This window comes from Shewanella khirikhana (genome assembly GCF_003957745.1).
GTDB lineage: Bacteria > Pseudomonadota > Gammaproteobacteria > Enterobacterales > Shewanellaceae > Shewanella > Shewanella khirikhana.
On the sequence record NZ_CP020373.1, the window covers coordinates 1,852,511 to 1,868,919 of the forward strand.

The 16,409-nt window shown below is 52.4% G+C and carries 15 protein-coding genes; 8 read left to right on the forward strand and 7 right to left on the reverse strand.

The genetic code is table 11. From position 1 onward, the window contains the following. The first annotated feature begins 133 nt into the window (after positions 1-133). The 3 genes from STH12_RS08030 to STH12_RS08040 are packed head-to-tail and all read left to right on the forward strand — an operon-like array spanning position 134 to position 4,925. Positions 134-2,068, forward strand: a complete 1,935-nt coding sequence (locus STH12_RS08030) for a PrkA family serine protein kinase (protein WP_126167066.1) — start codon at positions 134-136, stop codon at positions 2,066-2,068. A 55-nt stretch (positions 2,069-2,123) separates the two neighbouring features. Beyond that, positions 2,124-3,395 carry a YeaH/YhbH family protein gene (locus tag STH12_RS08035; protein WP_126167067.1) on the forward strand — a complete coding sequence of 424 codons (1,272 nt, stop codon included), beginning with the start codon at positions 2,124-2,126 and terminating at the stop codon, positions 3,393-3,395. A gap of 9 nt (positions 3,396-3,404) precedes the next feature. Beyond that, on the forward strand, positions 3,405-4,925 hold the full coding sequence (locus STH12_RS08040; protein WP_126167068.1) for a SpoVR family protein: 1,521 nt from the start codon (positions 3,405-3,407) through the stop codon (positions 4,923-4,925). Between the two features lie 128 nt (positions 4,926-5,053). Here the strand turns inward: STH12_RS08040 and fadR are convergent, their stop codons facing one another. Further along, positions 5,054-5,776, reverse strand: coding sequence for a fatty acid metabolism transcriptional regulator FadR (gene fadR / locus STH12_RS08045; protein ID WP_126167069.1), 723 nt, complete (start codon positions 5,774-5,776; stop codon positions 5,054-5,056). Positions 5,777-6,085: 309 nt separating this feature from the next. On the opposite strand from fadR, the gene nhaB reads away from it, so the two are divergent. After that, positions 6,086-7,672 carry a sodium/proton antiporter NhaB gene (nhaB, locus tag STH12_RS08050; RefSeq protein ID WP_126167070.1) on the forward strand — a complete coding sequence of 529 codons (1,587 nt, stop codon included), beginning with the start codon at positions 6,086-6,088 and terminating at the stop codon, positions 7,670-7,672. 101 nt (positions 7,673-7,773) lie between these two features. Next, positions 7,774-8,283 carry a disulfide bond formation protein DsbB gene (dsbB, locus tag STH12_RS08055; protein ID WP_126167071.1) on the forward strand — a complete coding sequence of 170 codons (510 nt, stop codon included), beginning with the start codon at positions 7,774-7,776 and terminating at the stop codon, positions 8,281-8,283. A 180-nt stretch (positions 8,284-8,463) separates the two neighbouring features. Here the strand turns inward: dsbB and STH12_RS08060 are convergent, their stop codons facing one another. The 3 genes from STH12_RS08060 to STH12_RS08070 all read right to left on the reverse strand — a co-directional run bounded on the left by STH12_RS08060 (position 8,464) and on the right by STH12_RS08070 (position 10,265). After that, the gene (locus STH12_RS08060) at positions 8,464-8,871 is read right to left on the reverse strand and encodes a YcgN family cysteine cluster protein (protein WP_126169464.1); all 408 of its coding nucleotides are present in this window, start codon (positions 8,869-8,871) and stop codon (positions 8,464-8,466) included. Between the two features lie 75 nt (positions 8,872-8,946). After that, positions 8,947-9,948 carry a lytic murein transglycosylase gene (locus STH12_RS08065; protein WP_126167072.1) on the reverse strand — a complete coding sequence of 334 codons (1,002 nt, stop codon included), beginning with the start codon at positions 9,946-9,948 and terminating at the stop codon, positions 8,947-8,949. Positions 9,949-9,986: 38 nt separating this feature from the next. Next, positions 9,987-10,265: a YcgL domain-containing protein gene (locus STH12_RS08070; protein ID WP_126169465.1), complete on the reverse strand. Its 279-nt coding sequence runs from the start codon at positions 10,263-10,265 to the stop codon at positions 9,987-9,989. 122 nt (positions 10,266-10,387) lie between these two features. Here STH12_RS08070 and minC point away from each other — a divergent pair, with 122 nt between their 5' ends. Genes minC through minE form a run of 3 tightly spaced genes read left to right on the forward strand, consistent with a single transcriptional unit; the run spans position 10,388 to position 12,170 of the window. Further along, positions 10,388-11,071 carry a septum site-determining protein MinC gene (gene minC, locus STH12_RS08075; protein WP_126167073.1) on the forward strand — a complete coding sequence of 228 codons (684 nt, stop codon included), beginning with the start codon at positions 10,388-10,390 and terminating at the stop codon, positions 11,069-11,071. A gap of 29 nt (positions 11,072-11,100) precedes the next feature. Next, positions 11,101-11,910, forward strand: coding sequence for a septum site-determining protein MinD (gene minD, locus STH12_RS08080; RefSeq protein ID WP_126167074.1), 810 nt, complete (start codon positions 11,101-11,103; stop codon positions 11,908-11,910). 2 nt (positions 11,911-11,912) lie between these two features. Further along, entirely contained in the window at positions 11,913-12,170 is a 258-nt protein-coding gene (gene minE / locus STH12_RS08085; RefSeq protein WP_126167075.1) for a cell division topological specificity factor MinE, read from the forward strand. Positions 12,171-12,331: 161 nt separating this feature from the next. On the opposite strand, the gene rnd is transcribed toward minE, so the two are convergent. The 3 genes from rnd to STH12_RS08100 all read right to left on the reverse strand — a co-directional run bounded on the left by rnd (position 12,332) and on the right by STH12_RS08100 (position 16,242). After that, positions 12,332-13,459 (reverse strand): ribonuclease D, encoded by a 1,128-nt coding sequence (rnd, locus tag STH12_RS08090; protein ID WP_126167076.1) that lies wholly within the window; start codon positions 13,457-13,459, stop codon positions 12,332-12,334. Positions 13,460-13,520: 61 nt separating this feature from the next. Then, the gene (gene fadD / locus STH12_RS08095; protein ID WP_126167077.1) at positions 13,521-15,197 is read right to left on the reverse strand and encodes a long-chain-fatty-acid--CoA ligase FadD; all 1,677 of its coding nucleotides are present in this window, start codon (positions 15,195-15,197) and stop codon (positions 13,521-13,523) included. A gap of 166 nt (positions 15,198-15,363) precedes the next feature. Next, positions 15,364-16,242, reverse strand: a complete 879-nt coding sequence (locus STH12_RS08100) for an alpha/beta fold hydrolase (RefSeq protein ID WP_126167078.1) — start codon at positions 16,240-16,242, stop codon at positions 15,364-15,366. Positions 16,243-16,409: the final 167 nt, after the last annotated feature.

The window sequence follows — 16,409 nt, forward strand, 5'->3', positions numbered from 1 at the left end:
TTGCAACTATTTGTCATTGTTTTTACACATCTTTTTTTGACACAGCTCAAGAATTTATGTCTAAGATTACAGGTAGGGAGCACAACCGTATCCAGCTCCCGGCATCACATCAATGGCGTTTCAGGGGGTTAGCATGGGCATCTTTGAACATTACCAACAGCGCTATGAAAAGAAACTCGAAGAAGAATACTCACTCCAGGAGTTTCTTGAAATCTGCAAGCAGGACAAGAGCGCTTACGCGACCGCGGCAGAACGTCTGCTGCTGGCCATCGGCGAGCCGGAAGTGATAGACACCTCCAAAAATCCCGTACTCAGCAGGATCTTTTCCAACCGGCTTATTTCTCGTTATCCCGCCTTTAAAGACTTCTTTGGCATGGAAGACGCTATCGAGCAGATAGTGGCTTATCTCAAGCACTCGGCCCAAGGCCTCGAAGAAGCCAAGCAAATCCTGTATTTGCTGGGCCCTGTAGGCGGCGGTAAGTCATCCCTCGCCGAAAAGCTCAAGGCACTGATGCAAAAAGTGCCCATCTATGTGCTGAGCGCCGATGGGGTGCGAAGCCCGGTCAATGACCATCCCTTCTGCCTGTTCGATGCCGATGAAGATGGCAAACTGCTGGCGGATGAGTACGACATTCCATCCCGCTATTTAAAAACCATTATGTCGCCCTGGGCCGTGAAAAGGCTGCACGATTTTGGTGGTGATATCAGCCGCTTTAAAGTGGTAAAAGTGTTCCCATCAGTGCTTGATCAGATTGCGGTGGCCAAAACCGAGCCCGGTGATGAAAACAACCAGGACATCTCCTCTTTGGTGGGTAAAGTGGACATTCGGCAACTGGAGCATTTTGCCCAGAACGACGCCGATGCTTACTCCTACTCAGGCGCCCTTTGCCGTGCCAACCAGGGGTTGATGGAATTTGTGGAGATGTTCAAAGCGCCCATCAAGGTGCTGCACCCACTGCTGACCGCCACCCAGGAAGGCAACTATAACGGCACCGAAGGTCTGTCGGCCCTGCCCTTTGGCGGCATCATTCTGGCGCACTCCAACGAGTCAGAATGGTCCAGTTTCAAGAACAACAAAAACAACGAGGCCTTCCTCGACCGGGTTTACATCGTCAAGGTGCCTTACTGCCTGCGGGTAACTGAAGAAATTCAGATTTACCAAAAGCTTATCCAGAACTCCGAGTTGACCCAGGCGCCCTGCGCACCCGGTACGCTCGAGACCCTGGCGCAGTTCAGTGTGCTGTCACGGCTGAAAGTGCCTGAAAATTCCTCCATCTACTCCAAGATGCGGGTGTATGACGGCGAAAGCCTGAAAGATACCGACCCTAAAGCCAAGTCCTATCAGGAGTATCGCGACTACGCCGGTGTCGATGAAGGCATGAACGGCCTTTCAACCCGTTTCGCATTTAAAATCCTCTCAAGGGTGTTCAACTTCGACCACACAGAGATTGCTGCCAATCCGGTGCATCTCTTCTATGTGCTTGAAAAACAAATTGAAGCAGAGCAGTTCCCCGGCGAGACCGCCGAGCGCTATCTGGAGTTTTTAAAAGGTTACCTGATCCCCAAATACGTGGAATTTATCGGTAAAGAAATCCAGACCGCCTATCTTGAGTCCTATTCAGAGTACGGCCAGAACATCTTTGACCGTTATGTCACCTATGCTGACTTCTGGATCCAGGATCAGGAATATCGCGATCCCGAAACCGGCCAGTTGTTTGACCGCGCCGCCCTGAACGCCGAGCTTGAAAAAATCGAGAAACCCGCCGGGATCTCCAATCCCAAGGATTTCCGTAACGAGATAGTCAACTTCGTGCTGCGGGCCCGGGCCAATAACGAAGGCAAAAACCCCAACTGGACCAGCTACGAAAAACTCAGAACCGTCATCGAGAAGAAGATGTTCTCCAACACAGAAGATCTGCTGCCGGTGATTTCCTTCAACGCCAAAACCTCCACCGACGATCAGCGTAAGCACGATGATTTCGTCAATCGGATGATGGAAAAAGGCTACACCAAGAAACAGGTTCGCCTGCTGTCCGAGTGGTATCTGCGGGTACGTAAATCGTCTTGATACTGACTGGTGCCCGCCTGATTGCAGGCGGGTGGCCGGATTTGGGGAGGTGCGTATGGCGAATTTTATTGATAGGCGATTGAACGCCAAGGGGAAAAGCACGGTAAACCGGCAGCGGTTTATCAACCGATATAAAAAACAAATCAAAAAGGCCGTGAGCGACGCGGTCACCCGTCGCAGTGTTACCGATGTCGACAAAGGCGAAAAAATCAGCATTCCCACCCGGGATATCACCGAGCCCATGTTTCATCAGGGTAAAGGCGGCTATCGCGAGCGGGTACATCCCGGCAATGACCAATTCACCCGCGGCGATAAGATTGACCGGCCTCCTCAGGGCGGTGGCGGTCAGGGCAGTGGTCAGGGTGATGCTTCCGACTCCGGCGAAGGTCAGGACGACTTTGTGTTTCAGATCTCCAAAGATGAGTATCTGGAGCTGCTGTTTGAAGATCTGGAGCTGCCAAACCTGCAAAAAAACCGGCTTAACAAGCTGGTTGAGTTTCAAACCTACCGCGCCGGTTTTACCAATGATGGTGTGCCTGCCAACATCAACATTGTTAGGTCTCTGCGCTCATCCCTTGCGCGCCGCACCGCCATGAGTGCGGGCAAAAAGCGTGAGTTACGTGCCCTTCAGGCCGAACTCGATGAGCTTGAAAACACCCCGGGGGCCAATGCCGAGCGGATTTTGGCGCTGAAGGACCAAATTGAGGTACTCAAAAAGAAAATAGATGCGGTGCCCTTTATCGACACTTTTGACTTACGTTACAACAACTTCGCGAAGCGTGAAGTACCCTCCAGTCAGGCGGTGATGTTCTGCCTGATGGATGTATCAGGCTCCATGGATCAGGCCACCAAGGACATGGCCAAACGCTTCTATATTCTGCTGTACCTGTTTTTGACCCGCACCTACAAAAACCTGGAAGTGGTCTACATTCGACACCACACCCAGGCCAAGGAAGTGGATGAACATGAGTTCTTCTACTCCCAGGAAACCGGCGGCACCATAGTCTCGTCGGCACTGAAGCTGATGGTTGAGATCCAAAAAGAGCGCTATCCCGCAGATGAGTGGAATATTTACGCCGCTCAAGCCTCCGATGGCGACAACTGGGCTGATGACTCACCCACCTGCAGGCAAATTCTGCAACAACAAATTTTGCCCATGGTGCGTTACTACAGCTATATCGAAATCACCAACCGCGCCCACCAAACCCTGTGGCGTGAATATGAATCCCTCATGCAAGTATTCGACAACATGGCCGTGCAGCACATTCGCCAGGCCGAAGATATCTACCCTGTTTTCAGAGAACTGTTTAAAAAGCAGGCGGTGTAAGGGGGCTTTATGGGGAAACGCAAACCGTTAAATGATGGACCCGATTGGACCTTTGAGCTCCTGGAGGCCTATCAGCATGAAATTGAACGCGTCGCGACGCACTATCGGCTCAATTATTATCCCAATCAGATTGAGGTAATCACCGCTGAGCAGATGATGGACGCCTATGCAGGCATAGGCATGCCCATTGGATACACCCACTGGTCATTCGGCAAACGTTTTATTCAAACCGAGCAAAGTTACAAGCGTGGTCATATGGGGCTGGCCTACGAGATTGTGATCAACTCCAACCCCTGTATCGCCTATTTAATGGAAGAAAATACCATCACCATGCAGGCACTGGTGATGGCCCACGCCTGCTACGGCCATAACAGTTTCTTTAAGGGCAACTACTTATTTAAAACCTGGACCGATGCCAGCTCCATTATCGATTATCTGGTGTTCGCCAAAAATTACATTGCCGAGTGCGAGGAGCGCCACGGCGTTGAAGCGGTTGAGAATATTCTCGACTCCTGCCATGCGCTGCAAAATTACGGCGTAGACAGATATAAGCGCCCTTCCGAGATCTCCTTTCGCGAAGAAAAAGCCCGCCAGAAAGAGCGTGAAGAATACCTGCAAAGTCAGGTGAATGATTTGTGGCGTACCGTGCCCACCAGCGCCACCGAAAAAGAAAAGCAGCCGAAAAAACGTTTCCCCGCAGAGCCGCAGGAAAACATCCTTTATTTTATTGAGAAACACGCGCCACTGCTGGAGCCATGGCAGCGGGAGATAGTGCGTATCGTGCGCAAGATGGGTCAGTATTTTTATCCGCAAAAGCAAACCCAGGTAATGAACGAAGGCTGGGCCACCTTCTGGCACTACACCATTTTGAACCACCTCTATGACGAAGGTCTGGTGACCGACCGCTTTATGCTGGAATTCCTGCAAAGTCACACCGGCGTGGTGGCGCAGCCTCCCTACAACAGCCGCTACTACTCAGGCATTAACCCCTACGCCCTGGGGTTCAATATGTTTACCGATATCCGCCGCATTTGTGAAAACCCCACCGAAGAAGACAGAGCCTGGTTCCCTGAAATTGCGGGCAGTAATTGGCTCGATACCTTGCATTTCGCCATGGAGAATTTTAAGGACGAGAGTTTTATCAGCCAATATCTGTCACCGACATTGATCCGCCAGTTCAAGCTGTTTGGCATTGTGGATGATGAGCGTAAAAATTACCTGTCCATTTCCGCCATTCACGATGAACAGGGCTATCGTGATATCAGACAGATGTTGTCGCAGCAATATAATCTGTCCAACCTTGAGCCCAATATTCAGGTGCACAGCGTAGAAGTGATGGGCGACAGATCCATTACCTTAAGGTACGTCCCCTTCAACGACATACCGCTGGCACAGGACTCCTTTGAAGTGCTTAAACACCTGCATCGCCTATGGGGCTTTACGGTGATTTTGCAGCAGGAAGAAAGTGATGGCACCTTAAAAGAACTGGGGCGCTGCCCAGCTGTGCATTCAGACGATGGCAGTATCTGACACCTTTCGCTTCAAAACAAAAACGCAGCCTGGGGCTGCGTTTTTTAATTCGGTGCACTATAAAGAGCTTTCGATGAAAGACGTGCTGTAAAAGCGCTATATCTACAACAGTACTGCCTTAACAATAATCAGCCGTGCGGATCCTGATTAATATCGGCTGGCATGGCATCTTTCAGCTTCTGCCACATTTTGCCACTGTTAATGCCATAGGTGCGCATCAAAGAAGGCACTTCGCCGTAGGCGTGGCGTTTGGCCAGCTGCTCAAGCTCAATGTAGAAATCCAGTGCCATTTTACGGGCTTCACCGCTGGAGAAGTAATAACGACCAACACGGCTGTAAAGGCCTTTAAAGCCGTTCAGGATCAACACATACAGTGGGTTTCCAGAGGAAAACGCCAGCGTGTGATGCAGTTCGTAATCAAACTCGGCGTAGGCTTCCGGCGTATCTGGCATGCCGTGGATCTTCCCCAGCACTTCAACGGCAGTTTCCGGGTTGTGACGCACAGCACCGCGGAAATAAATAGCGCTGACGTTGGTGCGGGCCGACAGCAGCTGGTCTACCAATACCGGAAAACCCTCAGGATTCAAATCGGCAATGGTTTCAAGGATATTCAGACCAGAGGTTTCCCAGAAATTGTTCACCCGGGTTGGTTTGCCGTGCTGGATAGTCAACCAGCCATCACGGGCCAGACGCTGCAACACTTCACGCAACGTGGTACGGGTAACACCGATAAGCTCTGACAATTCGCGCTCGGCGGGAAGAATGGAGCCGGGGGGAAATTTATTTTCCCAGATAGAACGCACTATGTATTTCTCTGCGAAACTCGCAGGACCTTTGGCATTGATAATCATCAGCCCCAATTTCCGGTGGTTTGTCCTCTTGTAAGGCACTGATCATACCAGAGCGGCAAAAAATGGAAACCTCCCCGCTTGCATTAGCAACCCCGGAAAGTGCTTGAATTCACATTGTTGTTTAAAAAGACAGCGAACAACCGCGGTAATTGGCAGTTTTTGCAAGTCGGATCGGCTTTTTGAAATGCCACGCTGCCTATCCTGGATTACTTTGGGGTAAGGTTTAGGCTAGACTGAACTACATCTATTCAGTAATACTCAAAACAACAATAATCCTCATTGATTATCAAGCATATGGGAGAGGGGAACATGCCATCTACTCTAGGGCAGTCGTTATTTGCCAACTTTCTGGGAAACTCCCCCAGATGGTATAAACTCGCGATTCTGTCGTTTCTCGCGATAAACCCGGTACTCTTTTATCTAAACCCCTTTGTTGCGGGCTGGGTATTGGTCATTCAGTTTATTTTTACCCTGGCGATGGCACTCAAGTGCTACCCGCTGCAGCCCGGTGGTTTGCTGGCTATCGAAGCGGTCATCATCGGTATGACCACCCCCAGTCAGGTACTGCATGAAATCGAGGCTAACCTCGAAGTGCTGTTGCTGCTGGTGTTTATGGTGGCCGGTATCTATTTTATGAAGCAGCTGCTGCTGTTTGCCTTCACCAAGATGCTGACCAAGGTGCGCTCCAAGGTGGTGGTATCACTGCTGTTTTGTATCGCCTCCGCCTTCCTGTCGGCCTTCCTCGATGCACTGACAGTAATCGCCGTTATTATCACTGTGGCAGTGGGCTTCTACTCGATTTACCACAAGGTGGCATCGGGTAAAGATTTCAGCTCCGATCACGACCACACCTCCGAAGCGCCCGAGCAGCTCAATGAAGAAGAGCTCGAATCTTTTCGCGGCTTCCTGCGTAACCTGTTAATGCACGCCGGTGTGGGTACTGCCCTGGGCGGTGTGTGCACCATGGTGGGCGAGCCACAAAACCTGATTATTGCCGCCCAGGCCAACTGGCAGTTTGCCGAGTTCGCGATTCGCATGTCGCCGGTAACAGTGCCTGTGTTCTTTGCCGGGATCCTGACCTGCTTCCTGGTAGAGAAATTTAAAATCTTCGGTTACGGCGCCAAGTTGCCCGACGCAGTGCACCGCATTTTGTCAGATTACGACGCTTATGAAGATGCGCGCCGCAGCCCAAGAGACAAAGTCAAGCTGCTGGTGCAAGCCCTCGTGGGTGTGTGGTTGATTGTGGGCCTGGCGTTCCACCTGGCCTCTGTGGGTCTGATTGGTCTGTCGGTCATCATCCTCAACACCGCCTTTAACGGCATCACAGATGAGCACGCGCTCGGTAAAGCATTCGAAGAAGCCCTGCCCTTTACCGCGCTGCTGGCCGTGTTCTTTGCCGTGGTGGGTGTGATTATCGACCAGCAACTCTTTGGTCCTGTTATCCAATGGGCGCTCGGCTTTGAAGGTAATGTACAGCTGGTGATTTTCTATATCGCCAACGGACTGCTCTCAATGGTCAGCGACAACGTGTTCGTGGGCACTGTGTACATCAACGAAGTGAAAGCTGCGCTGCTCAATGGCCAAATCAGCCGAGATCAGTTCGATTTGCTGGCTGTCGCCATCAATACCGGTACCAACCTGCCCTCGGTTGCCACACCTAACGGTCAGGCTGCATTCCTGTTCCTGTTGACCTCTGCGTTGGCGCCGCTTATTCGTCTGTCCTACGGCCGCATGGTGATGATGGCACTACCCTACACTATCGTGCTGTCGATTGTCGGTATTCTGACTATCGAAATGGGGCTTTTGGAGCAGATGACCCAGTACTTCTACGATGTGAACCTGATTAACCACCACAGCGTGGCAGAGGCTGCCGGTAAAGCATTGGGTGGACATTAATTCCTTCGATTGACTGAACTTCTTTGCTTAAGTAAAGTCAGAAATAGCCCGCACCTCAGTGTGCGGGCTTTTTTATGGAATGCCATTTTCACGGAGACCCTATGTCCAGCCTGATTTCTTTCGCCCACAATCGCTTATCCTGGGCGATATTGGCCCTGAGCGCCCTGTCGTTGGAGTTGGCGGCACTGTATTTTCAGTACGGAATGAAGCTCGATCCCTGCGTTATGTGTATCTACCAGCGCCTTGCAGTGTTTGGTTTACTCGGCGCTGGGGTGCTTGGCCTTATTGCCCCGGCAAGCCGTATTATGCGTCTACTGGGTGGGCTGCTCTGGGGCATCAGCAGTATCTGGGGCCTTAAGCTCGCCCTGGAACTGGTGGATATGCAAAATAACCCCAACCCCTTCTCAACCTGCTCGTTCCTGCCAGAATTTCCAAGCTGGATGCCACTGCACGAATGGCTACCGGATGTGTTTATGCCCACCGGCATGTGCACCGATATCCCCTGGCAGTTTGCCGGTGTCACCATGGGCGAGTGGATGATTGTGGCCTTCAGTATCTACCTGCTGGCACTGCTGGTGTTTCTGGTACCTATCTTTAAGAAGTCCGCCTGATGCTTGCTATCAAGGCTGATTGCCAGGCACTGACCGCATAAACGAAAAAACGCCCTGATGGGCGTTTTTTGTTGGCTTGGCAAAGGCTTACTCTGACTTTCGAAGAAGGGCTGTAATCACAGTAAGACCGCGAATAGCCGTTATGCGCAGCGGCGTCAGCTGCACTCAGTCAATGCTCTCTCAGTCGATATCTTTCAGCGGCCACAGCACTATATGATCTTCCATGTCCCTGACCTTGGTTTCACATACGACCTTGCCCTTCACCGACATACCAGCGGCGTGCATGGCCTCTTTACTGCCGGTGAGAAGCGGATGCCAGGAGGGTAAATCGCGGCCCTGATACAGGCGAATATAGGCGCAGCTATCGGGCAGCCAACTGAGGCTGGCAATATTGTCCACTGTAATGGCGGCGCAGCCCGGTACAAAGGTAAACCTTTCCGTATAATGGCGGCAATGGCAGGCGTCTCTGTCCAGCAGTTTACAGGCCGCATTGGTGTAATAAAGCTCATCGGTTTCATCGTCGATAAGCTTATTCAAGCAGCACTTGCCGCAGCCGTCACACAGGGATTCCCACTCCTCGGTGGTCATTTCATCGAGGCGTTTTTGTTTCCAGAACTCAGTCACAACCTATACCAATCACACTGCAAAGGGCGGGAGTATACCCTATTCTCCCAGTTGAAACTTGATGCGATCCGACAGATGCACAAGCGCAAGCGCAAAATAGTCGCTGTCCCGCCAACGCTTGATTGCAAGATAGTTGTCGTACACCAGGTATACCCGCCCCTTGGGGCCATCGGGCATTACCATGGTGACCAACATATCGCTGCGGGCCGGTAAATCAGTGCCATCGAAGCGCCGAACGCCCAGCGCCTGCCAATCGGCAAAGCCTTTCTTGACCCCACTGGATGCGAGCGTCACATCGAAATCGGCAGGGATTTTCACCTGGCGGCCCCAGGTTTCGTCGGCGCGCCAGCCGGACTCCTTCATAAAAGAAGCGATAGAGGCGAATACGTCGGCAGGATTGGTCCAGATATCCGCTTTGCCATCATCGTCACCGTCTTTGGCATAGGCCAGGAAGCCTGCTGGCAGCAACTTGGGTTGCCCCATACGGCCATCTGGGGTCGCCAAAAGCTGCTCAAGCTGCCAGCTGCTGCTGTCGAGGATATTCAAGGCGGCAAAAAACTGTTCACGATAGAAGGCTTCACGTACCCCACGGTAGGCTTTTGACGCCGTCACCGACAGTACAGGATATGCGCCTGACTCACGACCATAGCGCGACTCAAGCCCCCACAGCGCCACGATAAACCGCGGCTGCACGCCGTAGGCGTCGCCGATCCGCGTCAAGGTCTCGCTGTGGCCCTGGTACTGAAACTTGGCCTCATCGACCAGGGTATCAGTCAGCACACTTGGCAGGTACTTATCGAGACTGCCGGCACTTTCAGGTGTCGCTTCATCGTCGCCGTTTTGGCTTTTGGCCAAACGGAACTCTTTCACTTTGGGGAATACCGCGGAAATGGTTTCCGGGCGAATGTCATGTCTTTCAAGGGCTTCTTTACGAAGCCCTTCGAGGTAGTCAGCAAAGCTGCCACTGTGACTATCTTCGGCAAGTGCCACGCCGGACAACAGTGCCAAAGCAGACAGGGAAGTACAGAGTAATGACTTCACAGTAACGAACGCCTCCTAACGAATCGGTCAGTCCTTTATCAATCCTCTATGCCTAAACTGCGGCGGTGTTCGGTCAATAAGTTCTCTTTTGGGGGCGGAATTTGCAAGTAGTAACCCTTTTGTTCGAGTTCGGCGCGTACCTTGCTGATGTCCGCTATCCCCAGTTTGTCTTTTTTATCCAGCGGTAACAACATTACCAATTTAGGTTGCCCGAACATCTGCATCAGCGGCTCAGGCACCTGGCTGAAATCCTCTCGTTTGGGGACAAACAGAAAGGTTTCTTCCTTTCGGCTGCTCTTATAAACGGCACATATCATAAGTGTGTCAATTTCCGAAAATATCAAACTTGCCAGTCATTGGGGCACACTATAACATGGGCTCTTTAGAAAAAAATGTAGATCAGCGCGAGACTGATTAATTTCTGGAGTATTATACGGCGATGCCAAAAGCAAGCCTTGAATTAAAGGGATCTTCTTTCACGCTTTCTGTTTTGCATATTAACAGCGCAAATTTGGACAGCCTTGCCGGTGAACTGGACCGTAAACTCGCCCAGGCCCCGCAATTTTTCATTGGCGCGCCCCTGGTGCTTAACCTGGGTGCGATTGACGACGGTGAAATGGATTTAGCCGCGCTGAAACAACTTCTTGTATCGCGCCAGCTGGTAATAGTAGGCGTGACTTCCGCTTCAAAAGCCCTTGCCGAGCAAGCCAAATCCTTGGGGCTGGCTATCGTCAAGGCTGGCAAAACCGCCAACGGTCAGACTTCCCCTGCCGCCCCTTCAGAGCCCAAAACCACCCGGATCGTGAGACAAAACGTACGTTCCGGTCAGCAGATCTACGTCAAAAACGGCGATCTGGTGGTGATTGGCGCCGTGGGAAATGGCGCAGAAGTGATTGCCGATGGCAGCATACATATTTATGGGGCACTCAGGGGCAAAGCCATGGCTGGAGCCAACGGCGCCAAGGATGCCGTTATCCTGGCCAAATCCCTTGAACCCGAACTGATTTCCATCGCGGGTCAATACTGGCTGACAGAGAATTTACAAAAGCACGGTGTGACTGCGAAAAGCGGCTGTGTGCGCCTCGAAGGCGACTCACTAACAGTAGAATCACTGCCATTGTGATGGGGCAGAATTAAAGGACAGAAATAAACATGGCACAGATTATTGTTGTCACTTCAGGAAAAGGTGGTGTAGGCAAAACCACCTCCAGCGCAGCCATCGCCACCGGCCTGGCCCTGCGCGGCCATAAAACCGTAGTTATCGACTTCGATATCGGTCTGCGTAACCTCGACCTTATCATGGGCTGCGAGCGCCGCGTGGTGTATGACTTCGTCAACGTGATTAACGGCGAAGCCAATTTGAATCAAGCGCTTATCAAAGACAAACGCAGCGAAAAGCTGTATGTGCTGCCCGCCTCGCAAACCCGCGACAAGGACGCTCTCACCCGCGAAGGTGTGGGCAAGGTGCTGGACGATTTATCAAAAGACTTTGAATTTATCGTCTGTGACTCCCCTGCCGGTATCGAAACCGGTGCCCTGATGGCGCTTTACTTTGCCGACGTGGCCATTGTAACCACCAACCCGGAAGTGAGTTCGGTACGCGATTCAGACCGGATTTTGGGTATTTTGCAGAGCAAGTCTCGCCGCGCCGAGCAAAATCTTGAGCCCATCAAGGAATACCTGCTGCTGACCCGCTACTCCCCAAGCCGGGTGAAAAATGGCGAAATGCTGAGTGTGGCTGACGTGGAAGAAATCCTCGCCATCAAGTTGCTGGGTGTTATCCCTGAATCTCAGGCAGTACTGCGCGCATCCAACTCAGGTGTGCCTGTGATTATCGATCAGGAAAGTGATGCCGGTCAGGCATACAGCGACACGGTCGGGCGTCTGCTCGGTGAAGAACTTCCCCTTCGCTTCGTAACCGAAGAGAAGAAGGGCCTGTTGAAAAGGATCTTTGGTAGCTGATTATGTCTTTACTCGATTACTTCAGAAGCAGCAAGAAAGCCAATTCGGCCTCCATGGCCAAGGAACGCTTGCAAATCATCGTGGCCCATCAACGGGGTGAGCGCGACGCGCCGGATTATTTCCCGCAAATGAAGCAGGAAATCATCGAGGTGATCCGCAAATACGTGCACATTTCCGAAGAGCAGGTGTCGGTGCAGCTTGAGCAAAACGACGATAACCTGTCGGTGCTCGAGCTGAACGTAACGCTGCCGGAGCGCTGATAAGCCCATGCCTCCTTGCCGGGCTCCAGCGCCGGCAAGCGGTTAATGGCGCGACACAGACGCAAGCACGATGTAAAAGCCACGATGCAAAAACGACAAAAAAGCCGCCCTCAGGCGGCTTTTTATTATTTACGGCATCTATAACGCTGCCAGGGCGCAGGTTACATCGCAAGCTCGGCGTCGGTTAACGCGGCCAGACAGTCCTTTGCCAGCGCGCCGCGCCAGCCTTGCAGCAGCAACGGCAGCTGCGCGTCCGCTTGCGCCTGCCAGCGATACTCCAGGTATTCGTGAATATGTCGCTTGGAGCAGAAAAGTTCCGCCGGTAAGCCTTCACGCTCACACACCTCGGTCAGCACCGCCTTGATGGCCTTGAACGCCTGCTTGTAACCTGGCTTCAATGCCAGCACATCGATTGGCTCTGGCAAATGGGTCAGATCGGCGCGCTGCAACACCTTCAGCAGCTCTTTGCCGTGAATACGTTTTTCATGCTCAGACAAGTCATTGATTTTCAGCAAATCGCTTAATGATTTAGGCTGCTTTTTTGCCAAAGCGATAAGGGCGTGATCTTTAATCACAAAGCCAAGGGCAAGATCCCTGTCCAGCGCCCGCTCCAGGCGCCAGGCCGCCAGCACCTTAAGATACGCCAGCTGCTTAGGGGTTAACTGAAACGCGTTTTTCACCTTAAGAAAAGCTGTTTCCGCCGATGGACGCTCAAGCCGACCTTCGGTCAGTCTGGCGCCCTCTTCCAGCAACCAATCCATGCGTCCCAGCTCATTGAGCTTTTGCTCCAGCATGGGATAGAGCTGGTACAAAAAGAACACGTCGTTGGCGGCATATTGCAACTGGGCATCGGTCAGCGGCCGTTTTATCCAGTCGGTACGTGACTCGCCTTTATCCAGGGTTTGCCCAAGGCATTCTTCCACCAGCTTGGCGTACCCCACACCGTGGCCAAGACCGCAAAGCGCCGCAGCAATCTGGCTGTCGAACAGCGGCGATGGTTGCACCTTGCCGTAGCGGGCAAACACTTCCAAATCTTCAGAGCAGGAATGCACCAATTTAAGAATGCCAGGCTCGGTCAGCAGTGACCAAAAGGGAGACAGATCCTGAATATCCAGCGGGTCAATCAAGGCCAGTGTCTTGCCATCGTACGCCTGAATAAGCCCTAATCTGGCATAGTAAGTCCGGGTGCGGACAAACTCGGTATCCAGCACCAGCACCGGGCTTTGACGATACTGCTCAACAAGTGCCCCCAGGGTTTCATCGTCCTTTACGTATTGAAACTCCAGCAAACTATCTCTCCCCTCTGAAAATAATCGACCAATAAAAAACCGGCTTACGCCGGTTTTTCTATCACGCCTTGTTGAGCTCTTCGTTTCGAAGCTCACGGCGCAATATTTTACCCACGTTGGTTTTAGGTAACTCGTCCCTGAATTCTACCAGTTTGGGGATCTTATAGCCCGTTAAATGATGTTTACAGTGCTTGATAATATCGCCTTCGGTCAAAGATTTGTCTTTGGCGACCACAAACACCTTCACCACTTCACCGCTGACTTCATTGGGCACGCCGATGGCAGCCACTTCCACCACCTTGGGATGCATGGCAATCACATCTTCCACCTCATTGGGGAACACGTTAAAACCGGATACCAGGATCATGTCTTTCTTACGGTCGACAATGTAGAAGAAGCCCTGCTCGTCCATGTAACCTATGTCGCCTGTGGCAAGCCAGCCATTGGCATCTATCACCTTGGCGGTTTCTTCCGGGCGCTGCCAGTAGCCTTTCATCACCTGAGGACCACGGGCATAGAGTTCACCGGTCTCGCCCTGAGCCAACACCTTGCCATCATCGTCACGCACCTGCATCTCAGTCGAAGGCGCTGGGAAACCAATAGAACCGTTGTAACCTTCAAGGTTGTGCGGACAGCAAGTCACCAGCGGCGATGCTTCGGTAAGACCATAACCTTCCAGCAGACGGGTTTTGGTGATGCTCTGCCACTTATCAGCTACCGCGCGCTGCACCGCCATGCCGCCACCGATGGAAAGCTTAAGGCGCGAAAAATCGAGCTGAGTGAATTCTTCGTTATTCACCAGCGCGTTAAACAGGGTGTTCACCCCGGTGAGCGCAGTAAAAGGATATTTTTTCAAATCGGCCACGAACGCCGGAATATCACGGGGGTTAGTGATAAGCAGGTTGTTGGCGCCCTTGTGCAGGAACAGCAGGCAGTTCACTGTCAGGGCAAAGATGTGATACAGCGGCAGCGCCGTCACCACAAACTCTTTGCCATCGGCCAGCAGCGGCGCATAGGCGCCATTGGCCTGCAGCACGTTGGCTGTCACATTGCCGTGGGTCAGCATGGCACCCTTGGATACCCCGGTGGTTCCACCGGTGTACTGCAAAAACGCGAGGTCGCTGTTGGTCAGCTCGGGTTTGACATATTGCAGACGGCGGCCTTTTTGCAGCGCCTTTCTGAAAGAAATGGCGTGGGGCAAATCGTATTTGGGCACCAGCTTCTTGATGTACTTCACCACAAAGTTCACCAGAGTACGCTTGGGCGCACTCAGCAAGTCGCCAAGGCCGGTGATTATCACACTTTCCACCGGTGTTTCGTCGACCACTTCTTCCAGTGTGCGGGCAAAGTTAGACACAACAACGATGGTTTTGGCACCTGAGTCAATCAGTTGATGCTTGAGTTCCCGAGGGGTGTAAAGGGGATTGACGTTAACCACCACAAGCCCGGCACGCAGCACACCAAAGAGCGCAATGGGATATTGCAGCAGGTTTGGCATCATCAGCGCGACGCGATCGCCCTTTTTCAGGCCTAGCTCGTTTTGCAAATATGCGGCAAAGGCGCGGCTGCGCTCTTCGAGTTTGCGGTAGGTCAGCACGGCGCCCATATTGATAAAGGCGGGCTGATCAGCATAGTCACGTACCGCCTGTTCAAACATGGCGACCAGACTGTCAAAACGGCCTGCATCTATGTCGGCAGGCACATCATGTGGCAAATGATTAATCCAAGGCTTGTCCACAAAAATCTCCTAAAACCCCGAGGTAACGGTGAGGCTCGAATACGGCTGGAGAGATCACCGATACGGTTGTTTTAACTTGTTATTATTGAATCACGCTCGAAATCATACAAGCGTTTAAATTTTTGACAATCATCACACAAATGAGCAAAAAAGCCCAGCCTCTTTTTTACCCCTGCGCCTGGGATGCCAAAAACGCGTTAATGGCCGCCGCGCACGCTTGTGGATGGGTCATGTGCAAATGATGGTCGCCCGTGAGCCGCACCTGAGTTAAGTTTTGATACAGCGGAGCACTAAGCTCAAACAAGGCTTTCAGCTGCTCATAGCCACTGTCACCCGTCAGCAGCAAACTCGGCAGCGCAAAGCCCCGGATAAAGGCTTCTCCGTGGGCAGGCGTAAGCCGCATGGGCGAATCAAACTTAAGTCGGGGGTCGGTTTTCGAGACCACACCGGCATCAGTAGCAGCAAAGTTGCGTCGCAGCAGCAGCTCACAGGCCACTTTATCAAGCCCGGTCAGGCGATGCCTTGCCTCAATCACAGTCTCGAAACTGGCATAAACCTTGGGGTTTGCAGAGCTGGTAGCCCACTGCCAGTGACTGTCGAAACTGCGGGCAAGCCGTTCGCGGGTTTTACCCGGCCGCTCTGTTAAGGGTCCAAGGGCTTCAATCAGCACCAGCGCATCGGTCGCATCCGGGTAACTGGCAAGATATGCCGACGCCACTATGCCACCCAGAGAGTGGCCGATAATGGCCGTTGGCCGCAATCCCTCGCCTGCAAGGTGCATAAGCACCCCGTGCAAATCATAAAGATAGTCAATCCAGTGCAAAGGGTAACTACCCGGCCTGTGCTCAGAGTCACCGTGGCCCGGCCAATCAACGGCGAGTAGCCGGTAATTAGTTAACACCTCGGCGAGCGGCGCAAAGCTGGCGGCGTTATCGAGCCAGCCGTGCAGCGCCAGCAGCAAAGGCTTGTCGGCATCGCCGTACGCTGTTGCCGCAAGCCTGATATGGGGCAACGCGAGAGTTAGCTCATTTACGGCAATGGTCATGGCAAAACTCCTTGCAACTCCTGCAGTTCCAAACGTCTGCGGATGGGGGCGTTTTCTTATTGTCGTCTTATGGCAAACAGGTACCTCAGACAGAAAAACGCCGGCAATGAGGCCGGCATTATCCCACGCTTGCGGGGCGATTACCTGTTATTTATCCCGCAAAAACC